This is a genomic window from Haloferula sp. BvORR071, from assembly GCF_000739615.1.
GTDB lineage: Bacteria > Verrucomicrobiota > Verrucomicrobiia > Verrucomicrobiales > Akkermansiaceae > Haloferula.
In genome coordinates, this window is sequence record NZ_BATP01000038.1 from 31,027 (window position 1) to 46,044 (window position 15,018).

13 protein-coding genes and 1 tRNA gene are annotated in these 15,018 nt (G+C 62.6%); 8 read left to right on the forward strand and 6 right to left on the reverse strand.

Annotation, left to right across the window (positions count from 1 at the left end):
* Nucleotides 1-927 carry a hypothetical protein gene (locus BV071_RS20615; RefSeq protein WP_265594694.1) on the reverse strand — a complete coding sequence of 309 codons (927 nt, stop codon included), beginning with the start codon at nucleotides 925-927 and terminating at the stop codon, nucleotides 1-3.
* A gap of 80 nt (nucleotides 928-1,007) precedes the next feature.
* Nucleotides 1,008-1,541, reverse strand: a complete 534-nt coding sequence (locus BV071_RS20620) for an EF-hand domain-containing protein (protein ID WP_035611375.1) — start codon at nucleotides 1,539-1,541, stop codon at nucleotides 1,008-1,010.
* Between the two features lie 260 nt (nucleotides 1,542-1,801).
* On the opposite strand from BV071_RS20620, the gene BV071_RS35610 reads away from it, so the two are divergent.
* Genes BV071_RS35610 through BV071_RS20635 form a run of 4 tightly spaced genes read left to right on the forward strand, consistent with a single transcriptional unit; the run spans nucleotide 1,802 to nucleotide 4,645 of the window.
* A complete protein-coding gene (locus tag BV071_RS35610; protein ID WP_265594695.1) occupies nucleotides 1,802-2,065 on the forward strand; it encodes a hypothetical protein in 264 nt (87 codons plus the stop codon).
* A gap of 47 nt (nucleotides 2,066-2,112) precedes the next feature.
* Complete coding sequence (locus tag BV071_RS20625; RefSeq protein ID WP_265594696.1) at nucleotides 2,113-3,009, forward strand: hypothetical protein; 897 nt, start codon at nucleotides 2,113-2,115, stop codon at nucleotides 3,007-3,009.
* Nucleotides 3,010-3,020: 11 nt separating this feature from the next.
* Nucleotides 3,021-3,626 (forward strand): hypothetical protein, encoded by a 606-nt coding sequence (locus BV071_RS20630; RefSeq protein WP_035611379.1) that lies wholly within the window; start codon nucleotides 3,021-3,023, stop codon nucleotides 3,624-3,626.
* The gene (locus BV071_RS20635; RefSeq protein ID WP_035611381.1) at nucleotides 3,623-4,645 is read left to right on the forward strand and encodes a hypothetical protein; all 1,023 of its coding nucleotides are present in this window, start codon (nucleotides 3,623-3,625) and stop codon (nucleotides 4,643-4,645) included. Before BV071_RS20630 ends, BV071_RS20635 begins: the two co-directional genes overlap by 4 nt.
* A gap of 202 nt (nucleotides 4,646-4,847) precedes the next feature.
* On the opposite strand, the gene BV071_RS20640 is transcribed toward BV071_RS20635, so the two are convergent.
* Nucleotides 4,848-5,543 carry a DJ-1/PfpI family protein gene (locus BV071_RS20640; protein WP_052573676.1) on the reverse strand — a complete coding sequence of 232 codons (696 nt, stop codon included), beginning with the start codon at nucleotides 5,541-5,543 and terminating at the stop codon, nucleotides 4,848-4,850.
* A 141-nt stretch (nucleotides 5,544-5,684) separates the two neighbouring features.
* On the opposite strand from BV071_RS20640, the gene BV071_RS20645 reads away from it, so the two are divergent.
* On the forward strand, nucleotides 5,685-6,587 hold the full coding sequence (locus BV071_RS20645; RefSeq protein ID WP_052573677.1) for an alkaline phosphatase family protein: 903 nt from the start codon (nucleotides 5,685-5,687) through the stop codon (nucleotides 6,585-6,587).
* A gap of 115 nt (nucleotides 6,588-6,702) precedes the next feature.
* Here the strand turns inward: BV071_RS20645 and BV071_RS20650 are convergent.
* Nucleotides 6,703-6,788, reverse strand: a tRNA-Tyr gene (locus BV071_RS20650).
* Between the two features lie 73 nt (nucleotides 6,789-6,861).
* Nucleotides 6,862-7,632, reverse strand: coding sequence for an SDR family oxidoreductase (locus BV071_RS20655; protein WP_265594697.1), 771 nt, complete (start codon nucleotides 7,630-7,632; stop codon nucleotides 6,862-6,864).
* A 188-nt stretch (nucleotides 7,633-7,820) separates the two neighbouring features.
* Here BV071_RS20655 and BV071_RS20660 point away from each other — a divergent pair, with 188 nt between their 5' ends.
* The 3 genes from BV071_RS20660 (at nucleotide 7,821) to BV071_RS20670 (ending at nucleotide 14,068) form a co-directional block, all read left to right on the forward strand.
* Nucleotides 7,821-9,239 carry a sulfatase-like hydrolase/transferase gene (locus tag BV071_RS20660; protein WP_035611383.1) on the forward strand — a complete coding sequence of 473 codons (1,419 nt, stop codon included), beginning with the start codon at nucleotides 7,821-7,823 and terminating at the stop codon, nucleotides 9,237-9,239.
* A gap of 200 nt (nucleotides 9,240-9,439) precedes the next feature.
* Complete coding sequence (locus BV071_RS20665; RefSeq protein WP_035611385.1) at nucleotides 9,440-10,498, forward strand: M42 family metallopeptidase; 1,059 nt, start codon at nucleotides 9,440-9,442, stop codon at nucleotides 10,496-10,498.
* 438 nt (nucleotides 10,499-10,936) lie between these two features.
* Nucleotides 10,937-14,068, forward strand: coding sequence for a choice-of-anchor Q domain-containing protein (locus tag BV071_RS20670; RefSeq protein WP_265594698.1), 3,132 nt, complete (start codon nucleotides 10,937-10,939; stop codon nucleotides 14,066-14,068).
* Between the two features lie 139 nt (nucleotides 14,069-14,207).
* On the opposite strand, the gene BV071_RS20675 is transcribed toward BV071_RS20670, so the two are convergent.
* The gene (locus BV071_RS20675; protein WP_265594699.1) at nucleotides 14,208-14,726 is read right to left on the reverse strand and encodes a helix-turn-helix domain-containing protein; all 519 of its coding nucleotides are present in this window, start codon (nucleotides 14,724-14,726) and stop codon (nucleotides 14,208-14,210) included.
* Nucleotides 14,727-15,018: the final 292 nt, after the last annotated feature.

The window sequence follows — 15,018 nt, forward strand, 5'->3', positions numbered from 1 at the left end:
TCAGGGAGTGGGCAAGCGCAGCACGCGGTAGTATCTTCCCGTGGCTTGGGTGGGAGACGGATCGTTGAATGAAAGCGTGCCTTGGGTCTTGATTGCTGCGAATCGCGAGCCGAGCAGATCGCTCTTCCAGGTCTTGAGATCCTCGGAGTACTGGACCTGGTAGTCGAAGCCCGTGTCGCTCGGCCAACTCAGCAATCCTTGGCCCTCGCCGCTGCGGGCGAAGGAATTCACCTTGAAGGGACCCGGTGGAATCGAGGCCACCAGCCAATCCGCGACCAGCATCCAGTTGTCGCCCGCTTGTCCGGGAGCTCCGGCGGCGATGTCCCACTCCACGGCGACCGACCCGAGAGTCAGGGCCTTCTGCGCAGAGTTGAACTTCTGCTTGAAGAGGGGAACTGAATCCAAGCTCGCCTCCCACTGGTTGAGGTCCAGATCGATGCCCACCTTCAAGATCTGCAAGGCGGCGATCCCGAAAATCTGGTCGCCCCGCAGAAACTCCACTCCCGTATCGCGGACCGTGACCCCGTCGTCCGAAAGGACTTTCCCGGTGGTGTTGTCGAAAATCACCGCTCCGAGGAAATCCCCGGTCATGTTGTAAAAGGAAATGTAGAAGCGATCGCGGTGAGTGCCGGTCGAATCTTGGACCCCGAGCAGCGAATCGAACTCGATCCGGGAGGCTCCACTGGTCGCGGGGTTGTGGTTGATCGGCCGGTAGACCGCGATGGACGCCGAGCTGGGTCTGGCGTAACCCAAGAACGCTGCCTTCCCCAGCGGCAGATCAGCCACCGGATCTTGTGAGATGCCTTGCACTCCACCGCTGGTGGCCGTCGCTACCCAGCCGCCGGTTCCCGACCAGCGGTTGTCGCCCGCAGTGAACTCCTCGAACTGCGTCGAGTACAGGGTTCCGGCTTTTGACAGGCAGGTCAAAAGCAGCAAAACAACGCTAATGGCACGGCAAACGGTCACGAGTCGGTAGGGCGTCTCCTCATGGGTTCAAATCAGGAAGCTCACTTGCCTCCCTGCGCATGGGACGGGGGGCCGCCTCTTCCGGTTTGCTTGAAGAACTCTTCAATCGTGACGTAGCCGTCGTTGTTTTCGTCCAGACGCTTGAAGAGGTTTGCCGCCGGCTGGGGCGAGGCGGCCTTGAATTGCGGCAGGGACGAGAACTCCTCCAAATTGAGCCGCTCGTCGTCGCCAGCCAGATCCAGAAACAGGTAGGCCAGCCTGACTTTCATGCGGCTCTTGAGGGTCGCTACCGCCGCCAAGCGCTCGGTATCATCCACCGTGCCGTCGCCATTGGTGTCCCAGTTGACGGCGCTGTTGGCCGAATTGGGGTTCGCGTCCTTGTCCCGGCCTTGGGCCCGGGACTGGTTGAAGGCCTGTTTTTCGGCATCGGAAATCTTTCCGTCGCCGTTGGTATCCAGGAAAGCCGGGACCCCTGTCGCCATTTGCGGCGGTGCCGCTTCGGCGGCCAGGATGAGGAGACCGGCCAGTAATATGTTGATTTTCAAAGGATAGGGAGAATTGGAGCCCTTCTTCAAGCGCTTGCGGGATGGGCGCTGCGCGCCCTCGCAAGTTGCTTGGCTCTTCTCTAGCAGTTTTGCGCACCCGGACGAGAAATCGTCACCCCTGCACAAAAGTTCTGATGCTGTCCTGAGACCCGGTCATGTGACTGGTTCTCGAGAGGAGCCACAGGAGTCCCACCTCCGGTAGCCAGCTCAATGGATCCTACCTCGCGGCTTGTCCCACGGTCGCGGGATCAGGAAAAGCGTACGGGCTTGGTGTTCACCCACAACCAGCCATGAAAACCAGCCGTCTGGCTGCCTGTCCGGCAGCCGTCGCTACCGGTCTGTCCGCGCCCTGCGCGCGCTTCGGCCCATTCGTGCCCCCGTCCATCTTGCGGGGCACGTCCCCCGATGGTGCCGATCTTGGCCAGCGCGGTGATGCGGCAGGTTGTGGAGGTGTTTCTGCACCTGTCCTCAAGGAGAGCATTGTCCCGCTCTCCTCCGCCCTGACCCAGGGCTTCGCCCGCTCCGCCCGTCCCTTCGGGCGAAAGCACCGCTAAGGAGCCCGGGCCGCTTCAAGTCCCACTCACACCCAAACACACCAGCCATGAAAACCACCCGACTCGCCGCCATCGCTGCGGCCATAGTAGCCCCGCTATCGATGGCGGGGCTCGCTCACGGACAAGTCAGTGACCCGCTGATTCCCGTGGGAACCCTGACCGCCTTCCCAACCCTGGTCCAGACCGGCACCCACCCGACGCTCACCTGGAGCATGATGCACCCCTCGAAGGTGATCGGCAGTCTGGGCGGAAACGGCAACGGGAACGGCAACAACACGACCGGCACCGATACTGCGGCAGTGGTCAATCCGCCGGGCACCATCATCCCGTCGCAGGATGTCTATGTCACCGTGCAGATCATCGGCACCGGCCCCACGACCTGCTCGAACACGCCCAATTACACGCCGCCTGCTACCGATCTGCGCCTGAGCGTGGATGGAAGCACCTTCGTCCAGCTCTTCTACGGCACCCAGGCGGCGGTCAATTCCTCGCAAAAGCTCTACATCAAGAAGCTTCGCGCGGGGCAGCGGCTGGATCTGGGTGGTCGCTTTGTCCAAGGCAGCGGCTGGAGCAACTTCTACACCACGAAGAGCGCCAACCTGCAGGTGGTCTCCCTGGTCAACGGTGACCTTCTTCCGGTGGGATCGAGTTTCTCGGCCTCCAACATGGCCAGCTATCTCAAGCCATACTTCGACACCACGAACCGCGCGAAGATCGGGCCCTTGAGCGTTCTGGTTCTCTTTGAACTGGGCCAGACCAATCACAGCCAGCCCTGCTTCGACTATCAGGACCAGGCGGTGTTGCTAACCTTCAGCCGCAACCATCCGAACAATGGCCACGGCAATAACCTCGACGGCGTGGACTCTTCCAACCCCGGCCAAGGCAAGGGTGGTCCGAACGGCGCAGTCGATCCTTCGGGCGGCGTTGACGACGAAATCCGCTAATCAGGCCCGCCATGAGAACTTGCCACTTACTCTCCCTGGCCTGCTTGGCCGCGGGTTCGATTGCCGGCCAAGTCCGCGCCGAACAAACGGAGATGCGGGATAGCCTGACCGGCGACCAGATCGCCGAGATGCATGCCCAAGCTGCAAAGCAGTATCCTACCGCCGTGGTCCGGGCAAAGGAAGCTCCCGATCCTTCGAAGGAGGCCCCTTCCGAGGACATCACCGCCACGTCTGATTTCTTGTCCTTCAACGGGCGCTCCACCTTGGTCCCGAAGCGGGCGATCCTGCATATCCCCGCCAACCTGGCGGATCGGCTCAAGTTCACCCCGGGTGCAACCCTGATGACTTGGGGTGACTTCTTCGCCGTCAATCGCGCTTGGATCACCACTGTGGAAGTCAGCCGGATTCAGGCCGAGGGTAACCAAGCCTTGGCGGAAGAAGTCGAAAAACAAGTGACCAAGAGCACCAGCCTCGTGGTCGCCACCTACAAAACCGGCCCGATCTCGGTGCTGCCGCTCAAGACTCCTCCGCCTGCCGATCCGAAGGCCGACCCCAAAGCCGCTGCCGACTCCAAGACCGCCTCCAACACCGCAACCGCCTCCCAGAAGAAACCATGAAAACCTTCCCTCTCTTCATTGGCATCGCTCTGGCAGCCTGCCCACTCCTGCACGCGCAGTCCACGAACTACGCAAACTTCATCCGCCAGAAGCAGCTGCCGACAGGTGTGGTCTGGGACATGCCGGTGAACACGGTCGGCGAGGGCTTGTCGCCGCTGGCCATTAACCCGGGCGGCGCGCAATTCGAGCTGTGGACTGTGAACAATGTCACGGCGGCGAGCTACCTGTTGGAATCCCGCTACGTTGGAGCTTACGTGCCGATGGCGAACGTGACCATCACCTCGGAAGATCCGTATGCGGTGATCCCGCGGACGCGGGCAGACCGGCCCTATACCGTTTCGGTCGCCGTGGATGGCCTCAAGACCAACGATCCGAATGCTCCGGCAGCGGCGACGATGGTGAACTTCCTGCGCCACGTGCAATCGTACGGGGCGACGGGTACCGGGCTCGGCTTAAATCGTACCCAGGCCACCCTCCTGATGAACGATCCGATCACGACCAATGGTGGCCACACCTACAGCTTCGCGATCAATTCCGTGCCGGGCACCAACCGCGCAAAGGTCCGCGGTGAAGAGCGCTTCTCGGTGTTCTCGCTGGAGGACTACCAGGCGCCTGAGTTGCAGTTGAGCTCACAGTTCATCCAGATCTGGCCGGTGGCGGACGCCACGATTGCCGGCATGACGCCGGGTCAATTGGTTCGCTTCAAGCTGCCTTCGGTGACCCTCACCTTCAACGACCTCTATCCGGATAGCCACACGTACGCCCAAGTTTACAAGGGTTCGCCCCAGCTTGGTAAGTCGGGAACCATCGTTCCGGGCTCCTCGATCGTGATCAACGACACCGTGCCTCAGAGCCGGGTCCTGACCCTGGTCGACTACGATGCGGCTTTCACCGACGATGGCACCTGGACGATGGAGATCTTGACCAAGACTCCCTTCGGCCTTGAGCGCCTGAACTATGTTTCGTTCGTCCTTGACCGGACGATCCAGATGAATGCTTCGGTTACGACCACCGAATAATCCTGAAGACATCACCGCCGGCGAGGTCGGGAAACCCCGCCGCTTGTGAATTCGGGATAAGAAAATCCGGTCGCGGCTTCTCGGGTGAAGCTGCGACCGGATCTTAAAAAAAGATCGTGGCTGATCACCGGTTCCGCATCGTCCTTGAGGCGCTGCGGAACACGTGTTTAGGGGCGGAGTCCTCTTTCTCTGCCGCCGTATTTCAGGTGGTGGGCAGCAACTGCCTCACCAGCGCTTGGACCATGCGCGGGAGATCGTAGGGGAAGCGTGCGGTGATCAAGTTGCCGTCCACCACGCAGGGCTCGTCGAGCACCGTTGCGCCGGCGTTCGCGAGGTCCACGTGGATATTCCACACCGCGGTCGCACGTTTGCCTTTGAGAATGCCAGCGCTCACCATCACCCACTGTCCGTGGCAGATGGCGCAGGTCGGCTTGCCGGATTCGTGCATGGCACGAACCAAGGCGCGTGCAGGTTCGTCCATTCGCAGAGCATCGGGATTCCAGCAGCCGCCCGGCAGGATCACGGCATCGTAGTCGGTCGCCTGGACTTCATCCGTGTAGCGGTCGATTTGGATCCAGCCGGCATTCTCCATCAGCCGGATCGCCAGCACATGCGTCGCAGCCATCGGCGGGAAGCGTAGCCCCAGGGTGGGATGAAACTCGCCGATGCGGGGCGATACGACATGCACCGTCGCGCCGTGCTCGGCCAGCCAGCGCTGCGCCCCCACGATCTCCACTTCCTCCACCCCATTGGTGCAGCAGATGGCGATGCGCTTGCCCGCCAGCAGGGTGGGATCGGACGGTGGATCGAAGAGGAAATCCCGCAGTTCGCAGTTGAGCTCGCCGTCGGCGCTGGTGAGGAGCTCGGTCGAAATCGACGGCACCGGGGAGGGCGTCATCAGCTGCTGCAAGCGGTCAAACGCCGCCTTGGGTCCTGGGCTAGGGTTCATTGTGGTGATTCTCCAAACGGCGCGTGACAGTTCAATCACACACGTTGGCACCGTTGACGGCCTCCACCTTGTTTCTCTTAGCATTCCCGCATGAGCCGCTCACTCTTTCGGTCCGCTTTTGCCATCTTTGCCCTCGGCTGTGCCCAGCTTGCCCAGGCTGGCAGCCGTGCGGACCACGTCTTCATCGTCAGCTTCGACCAGGCCTCGCCCGCGGGAATCGCCAAGGCCGACATGCCAGTTTACAAGGAAATGGCCGCCCAAGGTGCCCATACGTGGGAGGCTTACACCATCGTGCCGAGCCTGACCCTGCCCTCGCATACCTCCATGCTCACCGGTGTGGGCATCCAGAAGCACCAGATCGACTGGAACAGCTACATGCCCGAGCGCGGCCAAGTGAAAGTCCCCACCATCTTCAGCCTGGCCAAGGAAAAGGGCATCTCCACCGCGATGTTTGTGGCGAAGGAGAAGTTCCAGCACCTCAATCTTCCGGGGACCGTCGACCTTTTCGTCTATCCGAAGGACGATGAAACCTGCGGCAGCGTCGCCCGCCACTTTGCGGAGCAGGTCGGCACTCTCAAGCCGGGCCTCTGCTTTATCCACTTCGGCGACCCTGATGTGAAAGGCCACGAATTTGGCATCGATTCCCCGCAGAAAATGCAGGCCTACGCCGATACCGACAAGGCCCTCAAGGTTCTCCGCGACGCCGTGGCCAATGCCGGCATCGCGGACAGCAGCGTCTTCATCCTCACCGCCGACCACGGCTGCCACGACATCAAGGATTCTAACGGCATCACCCGTGGCACCCATGGCAGCTCATCCCCGGAAGACGTCACCATTCCTTGGATCGCTTGGGGCAAGGGCGTGAAGCCCGGCAAGACCATCACCGCTCCCGTGGTCCAGTACGATACCGCTGCCACCGCGCTCTGGCTGCTGGGAGTGCCACTTCCGGAGGGATTCTGGGGCCGCCCTGTCTCCAGCGCCTTCGAGGAGTGATCGACCCGGCCCGCGCGAGCCGTGGCTCACTCGGGAAGCAAGAAGCAGACACGAAAAAAGCGTCCCTTGGCGGGGACGCTTTTTCTTCGTCGCACTCATCTCTCCCGGGGAGAGATGGTGGGCAGGAAAGGATTCGAACCTTTGAAGGCGTAAGCCAGCAGATTTACAGTCTGCCCCGTTTGACCGCTCCGGAACCTGCCCTTTGTTTCGGCGGGACGGAGAACTAGGGGGAGCCTCCGAATTTGGCAAGGGAAAATCCGCACTTGTTAGAGATTTACCAGACGGTGCGGCCGCCGTTCACGATCAGGGTCTGGCCGGTGAGGAAAGAGGCCTCGCAGGAGGCGAAATAGTTCACCGCGTGGGCGATATCGGCCGGGGTTCCCCAGCGGCCCAGCGGCACGGTGGCCAGGTAGCTGGCCTTGTGCTCCTCTGCGACCTCGTCGTGGCGTTCCACCGGGATCCAGCCGGGGGCCACGGTATTCACGGTGATGCCGAAGGGAGCCAGCTCATTGGCCATCGAGCGGCTCCAGCCGATCTGCCCGCCCTTCGCCGCCACGTAGGCGCTGAATTCCGGCATGCCCAGGTGGTAGACCTCGCTGGTGATATTGATGATCCGGCCACGGGAGCGCTCCTTCATGGAGGGCACCAGCCGCTTGGCCAGCAGGAAGGGGCTCTTCACGAAGGCTTGGAGCATGGATTCGTGCTCTTCCCAGGTGTAGTCCTCCAGCTTCTTCATCGGCTGGTGCGGCGTGGCATTGGCCACCACGATATCGACTGGCCCGAAGCGCGCCTCGATCTCCCCGGCCATCCGGTTCACCTCGGCTTCGTCCATCGCGTCGCCGGAGACCAGCATCGCCTCGCCACCTGCTGCCAGGATGCCCGCGACGACCGCTTCGCCAGCGGCTTTGTTCGCGAAGCTATTGACCACCGTCTTGGCCCCGGCGGCGGCCAGGGTCTCGGCGATGATCCGGCCGAGGCCGCGGCTGGATCCGGTGATCCAGGCGACGCGTCCATCAAGGCGGAAAGGCAGGTGCTCAGCAGGCATGATTCAGGGTGTAACGGGCTGCTCTTACGGGGCCAAGAGTCAACCGCGTTTCAAAAACCTGTGGGTAGTCATTTGCGTGCAAATGCTGTCATGCTTTTGGCAGAAAAAGGCTTCTGGAGACCCGATAGTCGCCTTTTTCGGGGACAGGGGACTGACAACTCGCCTCGGGCGGGGAAGTATCCGGGCTCGTGATCCGCCTTTTCTGCCTGCTCGCCTTCCTTCTCTCCCCGGCCGTCCTCCCGGCGGCGGAGAAGCCCAACGTGCTCTACCTCTTTGCGGATGACATGACCTGGAAGGCCGTCCATGCCCTCTCCGGGGAGGACATCGATACCCCGAATCTCGATCGCCTCGCGGCCCGCGGCTGCAGCTTTACCCACGCCTACAATCCCGGCGGCTGGCACGGTGCCATCTGCGTGGCCAGCCGGACCATGCTCATGACCGGCCGCCCGCTGTGGAAGGCGAAGGAAGCCGAGGCCAAGCTGAAGGAGGATTTTGTGGCCCAGGGCCGCCTCTGGCCGCAGCTCATGGCGGCGCAGGGCTACCGCACCTGCTTCTCCGGCAAGTGGCACCTCGAGGTCAGCCACGAGGGCGTCTTCCAGCAGGTCCGCCACTTCCGGCCCGGCGGCATGGCCCCGGACCGGCAGAATGCCTACTTCCGTCCGGTGGAGGGCAAGCCGGACACCTGGAACGCCAGCGATCCGGAGGAAGGCGGCATGTGGACCGGCGGCGAGCACTGGAGCTCGGTGGTCGCGGATGATTTTTCGACCTTCCTCGGCGATGCTGACCCGCGCCCTTGGTTCATGTATCTGGCCTTCAATGCGCCCCACGACCCGCGGCAGTCGCCCTTGGAGACCTTGGCCAAATACCCGCTCTCGCGGATCAAAGTGCCGGCGAATTTCCTGCCGCTCTATCCCTACCGGGCCGCCATGGGAGCGGACAAGGGGCTGCGGGACGAGAATCTGGCCCCCTTTCCGCGCACTCCCTTCGCGGTGCAGACGCATCGCCGCGAATACTACGCCGCGATCACCTACCTCGACGCCCAGATCGGCCGGATCCTCGATGCCCTCGACCAGAGCCCGGCGGCCAAGAACACCTACATTTTCTTCACCGCGGACCACGGGCTCTCCTGCGGTGAGCACGGCCTGATGGGGAAGCAGAATCTCTACGACTCCAGCGTCCGCGTGCCCTTCATCGTCGCCGGTCCCGGGGTGCCTGCGGGCATGCGCACGGATGCTCCGATCTACCTCCAGGATGCGATGCCCACGGCGCTGAAGCTCGCCGGTGCCACGGTGTCGGCGGAAGTCGGCTTCCAGGACCTGCGGCCGCACTGGGAAGGGAAGGGGATCCGCCGGGACGCGGTGATCGGCGCTTACCGCGACCTGCAGCGGATGGTCAGCAAGGATGGCAAGAAGCTCCTTCTCTATCCGAAGGCCGACGTGGTCCGGATTTTCGATCTGAAGGCCGATCCCGACGAGATGCACGATCTGGCCGGAACCCCGGAGGGCGATGCCCTCGCCGGGCCGCTTTTCCAGCGCCTGCTGGAGATTCAGAAGGAAACCGGTGATCCGCTTGATCTGGCCGCCGCCTTCCCAAAGTTGGCGAAGTAGTCCGCTCAGTCCTCTGAGCGGACGAAGCTACCCCGGCTGCCGACATCTCCGAGTGCCCCCGGTGAAATCCGCCCACAGGACTGTGCGGACTACCTTCGCTTTCCCGGAGCTGGCGGCAGCTGCGGCGGAAGCGGCAAAATCGCACTGATCCTGCGTTTTCCGGTTTCCAGCCCGCGGGCCGTCCTCCTAGCGTCCGGACCATGGCTATCGACGTTGCTCTCCTCTCTCGTGTCTGTGAAGCCCCCGGCGCCCCGGGATTCGAAAAGATCATCCGCGAACTTGTCCTCAAGGAAATCCAAGGCCTGGCCGACGAGATCCGCGTCGACAACATGGGCAACGTCATCGCCTTCAAGAAGGGCAAGTCCTCCGCCAAGCGCGCGATGGCTGCGGCGCACATGGACGAGATTGGCTTCATCGTCACCTACATCGATGACAAGGGTTTCATCCGCTTCAACCCGCTCGGTGGCTTTGATCCCAAGACGCTGACTTCCCAGCGCGTCATCGTCCACGGCAAGAAAGACCTCCTCGGTGTGATGGGCTCGAAGCCCACCCACATCATGCAGCCGGAAGATCGCAACAAGCCGGCCAAGATCACCGACTACTTCATCGATACCGGCCTGCCCAAGAAGGAGGTCGAGAAGTTCATCGAAGTCGGCAATCCGGTCACGCGCTGGAGCCCGCTGTTAGAGCTGGGCGAATGCGTGAACGTGAAGTCGCTCGACAACAGGGTCTGCGTCTTCCTGCTCATCGAGGCCCTGCGTGCCTTGCAGAAGAGCAAGAAGAAGCCCGCCTACGACTTTTACGCCGTCTTCACCGTGCAGGAAGAAGTCGGCCTGCGTGGTGCGAATGTTTCGGCTCTCGATATCAAGCCGGACTTCGGCTTCGGCCTCGATACCACGATTGCCTATGACGTTCCCGGCTCCACGCCACAGGAGCGTTGCACCGCCTTGGGCGAAGGCGCGGGCATCAAGATCATGGATAGCTCCGTGATCTGCGACTACCGCATGGTCGCCTTCATGAAGAAGACGGCGGATGCGCACAAGATCAAGTGGCAGCCGGAGATCCTCGCCGCCGGCGGCACCGATACCGCGGGCCTGCAGCGCATGGTCCCCGGCGGCTCGATCGCCGGTGCCGTCTCCGTGCCCACGCGCCACATCCACCAGACCATCGAGACCGTGCACAAGAAGGACCTGCAGGCGTCGATCGATCTGCTTGTCGCTTGTGTCTGCGAGTTGGACAAGGGCGATTGGAAGTTCTGATAGGGCCCACGTGCCTCATCGACGCTCGCCTTCATAGCGCCCGCGTCTTCCTCTACAGTCCCAAAGGGGCGGCAGGTTGATGGCCTAGGGTGAGCGCGCTTACCCTTGGGTAACCCCGCGCAATTTATCCGGGAACTCTTTAATCGGCTCTGATACTGCCGCCCCCCTTAAGGAAGATTGGGGAGAAAACAAGGCGACAGCGCCGCATGCTCTGATACAAGTCACTACTTGGATCGGATGTTCGGCTTCCCATTTGCCTCATCTTGATGAAGCGTCGCCTCCCTTGCCGCCATGGCCAGACCCCATCGGCTTTGCGAAATTCTCAGCAGGCCCCGAGCCCGGCTCGTCGCCGGGGTGTGTGGTGGACCCCTGATGGAGTCGAGCCCGGCTAGACGCTGGCGAATTTCGGGAGCCCTTCTCGTGGCGCTGCTTGCGCTTTTGAAACCCGAACCGAGCGCAGCCGCGGGCGCGACCACTTGGACCAACGGCGGGCTGGGGGAATGGTCCATCGCCGGCAATTGGAACAACGGCGTGCCGGACGCAACATCGTTCGCCTACATCGGGAACGGAGTCACCGCCTTGGTGACGACGTATTATGCCGAAACGAAGGAACTCCACATCGGAGGTGCCGCGGGGAATTCCACTCTGTTGATCACCAACGGGGGAAGATTGAGCAAGGTGATCGAGACCTACGTCGGCGACGCCGCGGGGCAGACAGGCACCTTGACCCTTGAGAATAGCGCCGACTTCTGGGGCGGGGTGGATTCGTATCTCATCGCCGGGTCCAATTCCCTGACTCACGGCACCGTGAACGTGAACGGCGCAGGTTCATTGGTCCTCATGACGAACATCCTGATCGGCGATGCCGGGACCGCCTCGCTCACGATTTCCAATGGTGCCGGGATCCTGTCGGCTTACGCGGCTATCGGCACTTCGCCGGGTGGGTCCGGAACCGTGACCGTGACCGGAAGTGGAAGCGGTTGGGAAAATAGCGGCGAATTCGATGTCGGCGGGCAGAGCTTCCTCAACGGCGGGTCCGCCTACCTGAATATCACCGCTGGCGCCCACGTGTATGCCGATTCGCTGAAGGTTTTCAGCGGCGGCTTGGTCACGGTAAACAACGGCTCGTCCACCACCGCAGGCCTCAAGATTGCCTTCGCCGATCAGGCACCGTTGGCCGGCGGCACCCTTGGTGACATCTCCATCGGCGACACGACCGCGGGGCGGATGCTCATTGAGGGCGGCGGCCTGGCGCTGACGCGCCGGGGATTCATCGGTCAGAATGCGGGCGTTACCGGATCGGTCACCGTGACCGGCGCAAATTCGCGGTGGGATTGTGAGGGCTCGGTATGGTCGGGGAACTCGGGTATCGGCTCGCTCGAAATCACTGCAGGCGGTGTGGTGGCCAGTGCGGGAAACGGCTACCTCGGATTCTCGACGAACAGCTCGGGCAGCGCGGTGGTCAGCGGTGCCGGCTCGAGTTGGACCACGGCGATCAATCTCTACGTCGGCGGAAATGGCGCGGCTCCGGGCGGGCCGGGCACGCTTCAAATCGAGAATGGCGGCGTGGTGGGTGCCGCGGCCATCACGGTTTACAACACCGGCGTTCTCCGGCTCGGTGTGAATCCCACGCTCAACGGCCCGCTCACCTTCCTCGGCGGATCCATTCAGCCCGTCGCCAACACCACTTTCACCAAAGGCTTCTCACTCGGCAGCGGCGGCCTTGTGGTGCAAAGCTCGGGCTTTGATTTGACGCTCAGCGGCAACATCTCAGGCACCGGAGGGATCAGCAAATCCAGCACCGGAGGCAGCGGCACTCTCAAGCTCACCGGAAACAACACCTACTCAGGAGCGACTGCGATCAACGCTGGCACCCTCCTGGTCAATGGCAGTATCACCAGTGCGACCAGCGTCAACAGCGGCGGCAGGCTCACCGGGACCGGCACCGTCGGCACGGTGACGGTCAACAGCGGCGGGACCGTGGTGCCAGGAAGCAGCGCGGGAAAGCTCAGCTTTAATGGCGACTACACCCAGGTGAGCGGCGGCGTGTTGGAAATCGAGTTGGGCGGCTATACGCCGGGCAGCGGCTATGACCAATTGGCGGTGACCGGGCAGGCGACCATCGGCGGCATCTTGAAGGTGACCTTGATCAACAAGTTCAGGCCGACCGTGGGGGATACTTTTGCCATCATCACCAGCAACTCGGAGTCCGGGAATTTCTCCAGCATCATCAGTTGCGGTTTCACCGTGCAGTCGGTCGCGAGTCAGGCCGGGATCGTGTTGCTGGTCACCTCGGTTGACCCGCCCCCGCTCGTCCTCAATACCAATGACAGCGGTCCGGGCTCGCTGCGCACCGTGATCGCCAATGCCTGCCCGAATAGCATCATCACCTTTGCACCGAATGTCCGGGGTGCGATCACGCTCACCAGTGGCGAGTTGCCGATCACCAAAAATCTGACCATCAACGGTCCCGGTGCCAATCTCTTGAGTGTGCAGCGCGGCGCGGCGGCCGGGAATTTCCGCATCTTCAACATCTCGCCGGCCAGCATCACCGTTACGATCACCGGCCTCACGATCGCTGATGGCAAAGTCCCCAACGGCAACGGCGGTGGAATCGCCAACGTGGCAAGCTTGGTGCTCGGCGGCGTCACCTTGTCCGGAAACACCGCCCAGAACGGCGGTGGCATTCACAACGACTTCGGCATTGTGACGATCAGCCACAGCACCCTCTCGGGAAACTCCGTGAGCAACGCGGTTTTCGCCGGCAGCGGCGGCGCTATGTTCAATTCCGGCGGAGTGGTCATGATCGACCACAGTACGATCTCCGGGAACTCGGCCATCGGTCCCGGCGGCAATAGCGACAGCGCCGGCGGCATCATCACCAACGTGGGTTCGGTCACTCTCACCAATAGCACCGTCACTGGAAACTCCGGAGACATCGGCGGCGGCATTCGCGGCGTCAACGGCGGCATCGTCCGGGCCAAGAGCACGCTCATCGCCCTGAACACCTCCCCGAGCGGGCCGGATGTGAACGGGCCGCTCACCTCGGACGGCTTCAACCTCATCGGCAATGCCGCCGGCGCGGTTGCCGCCCCGGCGCTGTCGTCCGATCAAATCGGCGTCACCCCCGCGGCATTGAATCTGGGTCCACTGCTGGACAACGGCGGCCCGACGAAGACCCACGCGTTGCTCTCTAACAGTGTGGCCGTCGACAAAGGCCATTCGAATGCCTCCTTTGTCGATCAACGCGGCTTGATGCAGCCGCTTGACCTGCCAGGAGCCAACGCCCCTGGCGGCGATGGCGCGGACATTGGCGCCTTTGAATATGGCAGCATCGGGATTTCTCCGGAGTTGCAAATCTCACGCCTGGAAGGTGGCTCGGTCTGGCTCGCCGTTCTCGGTGCGCCCTTCACAGTCTATCCCCTCAAATTTGCACCCGGTCTGGGCGAGGCGTGGGTTGGGGTGGGCGACGTGACGGCCGACGCCTTGGGAATGGGCGACTTTCAACACACACCGTCCGACAATCCAGCCCCGGGTTTGCGGCGTGGCTTCTACCGGCTTGAGTACTGACACGGTTTTTAAGCGTAAGCGGAGCCGAGCGTGAAGGTGATCGATGCGGAATGGGATCTAGTGGTAATCGAGCAAACCTATGACCCTGCGGTCACGCCACGGATCTTCGCCTTGGTCGAGGTCATTGCCGCCGGATAACCTATCGGCCTTTCAGGGACTCAGCGGGCTTCTCCCCGAAGAGCTTCCGGTAGTTCGCCGCGAAGCGGCTGAGGTGATTCACGCCGTGGGCATAGGCGATGTCGATGACCGTGGCATTATTCGCATTGGCCCGCAGTAGGGCGCGGCGGATCGCATTCAGTCGCAGCGCTTCTAGGTAATCACGCGGGCTTTGGTCGAGAACGGAGCGGAAGGCATACTCCAGCTCGCGGCGGCTGACGTGCAGGGCTTCGCACAGGTCAGGCACCTGCACCGCATCACCCATGTGCTCCTGCAGCCATGCCTGGGCCCGGCGAGTCAAGCGGGCGCGGTTGCGCAGGGAGTCCTTGGGCGCTTGGGTGCCGACGGCGAGTTCGCAGGCCGTGGTGAAAGCACCGGCGACGAAGCTCGCGGTTTCCTCCGCAGCGTTGAAGAAGCGCTTCCCGGTGGGAGGCATGGCCGATGCCTCTTCCTGCAGACCGCGCTGGATCTCCCGCAGGCGGCTTTCCAAATGGGCCAACACGTCAGGCCGGAGTTGGCAGACTGTCAGGCCTCGGGGGCCTCGGTCCTTCGCTCCAGCCAAGCTCACGCAGTGTTCCCAGACCGCGGGCGGAATGGCGGCCGTGAGCCATACGAAATCCGAGCTGGTGCGCCCGTCCAGTTCCTCGCCGGGAGGCAGCAGTGTGATGGTCCCGGGGGCTGCCGCCTGGCCATTCCAGTTGGCTTCGCCGGGTCCGCGTGCGAGGCAGAAGGAACCCCCATTCCCCGCTCAGCACTCCACGCACGCGGGTCCGTACGTTCGCCTCGCCGAAGTC

What these genes read in the sequence shown, in the direction of transcription:
- BV071_RS35610 (WP_265594695.1), top strand. Translation starts at nt 1,802, where the DNA reads ATGAAAACCAGCCGTCTGGCTGCCTGTCCGGCAGCCGTCGCTACCGGT.
- BV071_RS20625 (WP_265594696.1), top strand. Translation starts at nt 2,113, where the DNA reads ATGAAAACCACCCGACTCGCCGCCATCGCTGCGGCCATAGTAGCCCCG.
- BV071_RS20630 (WP_035611379.1), top strand. Translation starts at nt 3,021, where the DNA reads ATGAGAACTTGCCACTTACTCTCCCTGGCCTGCTTGGCCGCGGGTTCG.
- BV071_RS20635 (WP_035611381.1), top strand. Translation starts at nt 3,623, where the DNA reads ATGAAAACCTTCCCTCTCTTCATTGGCATCGCTCTGGCAGCCTGCCCA.
- BV071_RS20640 (WP_052573676.1), bottom strand. Translation starts at nt 5,543, where the DNA reads ATGACGCCCTCCCCGGTGCCGTCGATTTCGACCGAGCTCCTCACCAGC.
- BV071_RS20645 (WP_052573677.1), top strand. Translation starts at nt 5,685, where the DNA reads ATGAGCCGCTCACTCTTTCGGTCCGCTTTTGCCATCTTTGCCCTCGGC.
- BV071_RS20655 (WP_265594697.1), bottom strand. Translation starts at nt 7,632, where the DNA reads ATGCCTGCTGAGCACCTGCCTTTCCGCCTTGATGGACGCGTCGCCTGG.
- BV071_RS20665 (WP_035611385.1), top strand. Translation starts at nt 9,440, where the DNA reads ATGGCTATCGACGTTGCTCTCCTCTCTCGTGTCTGTGAAGCCCCCGGC.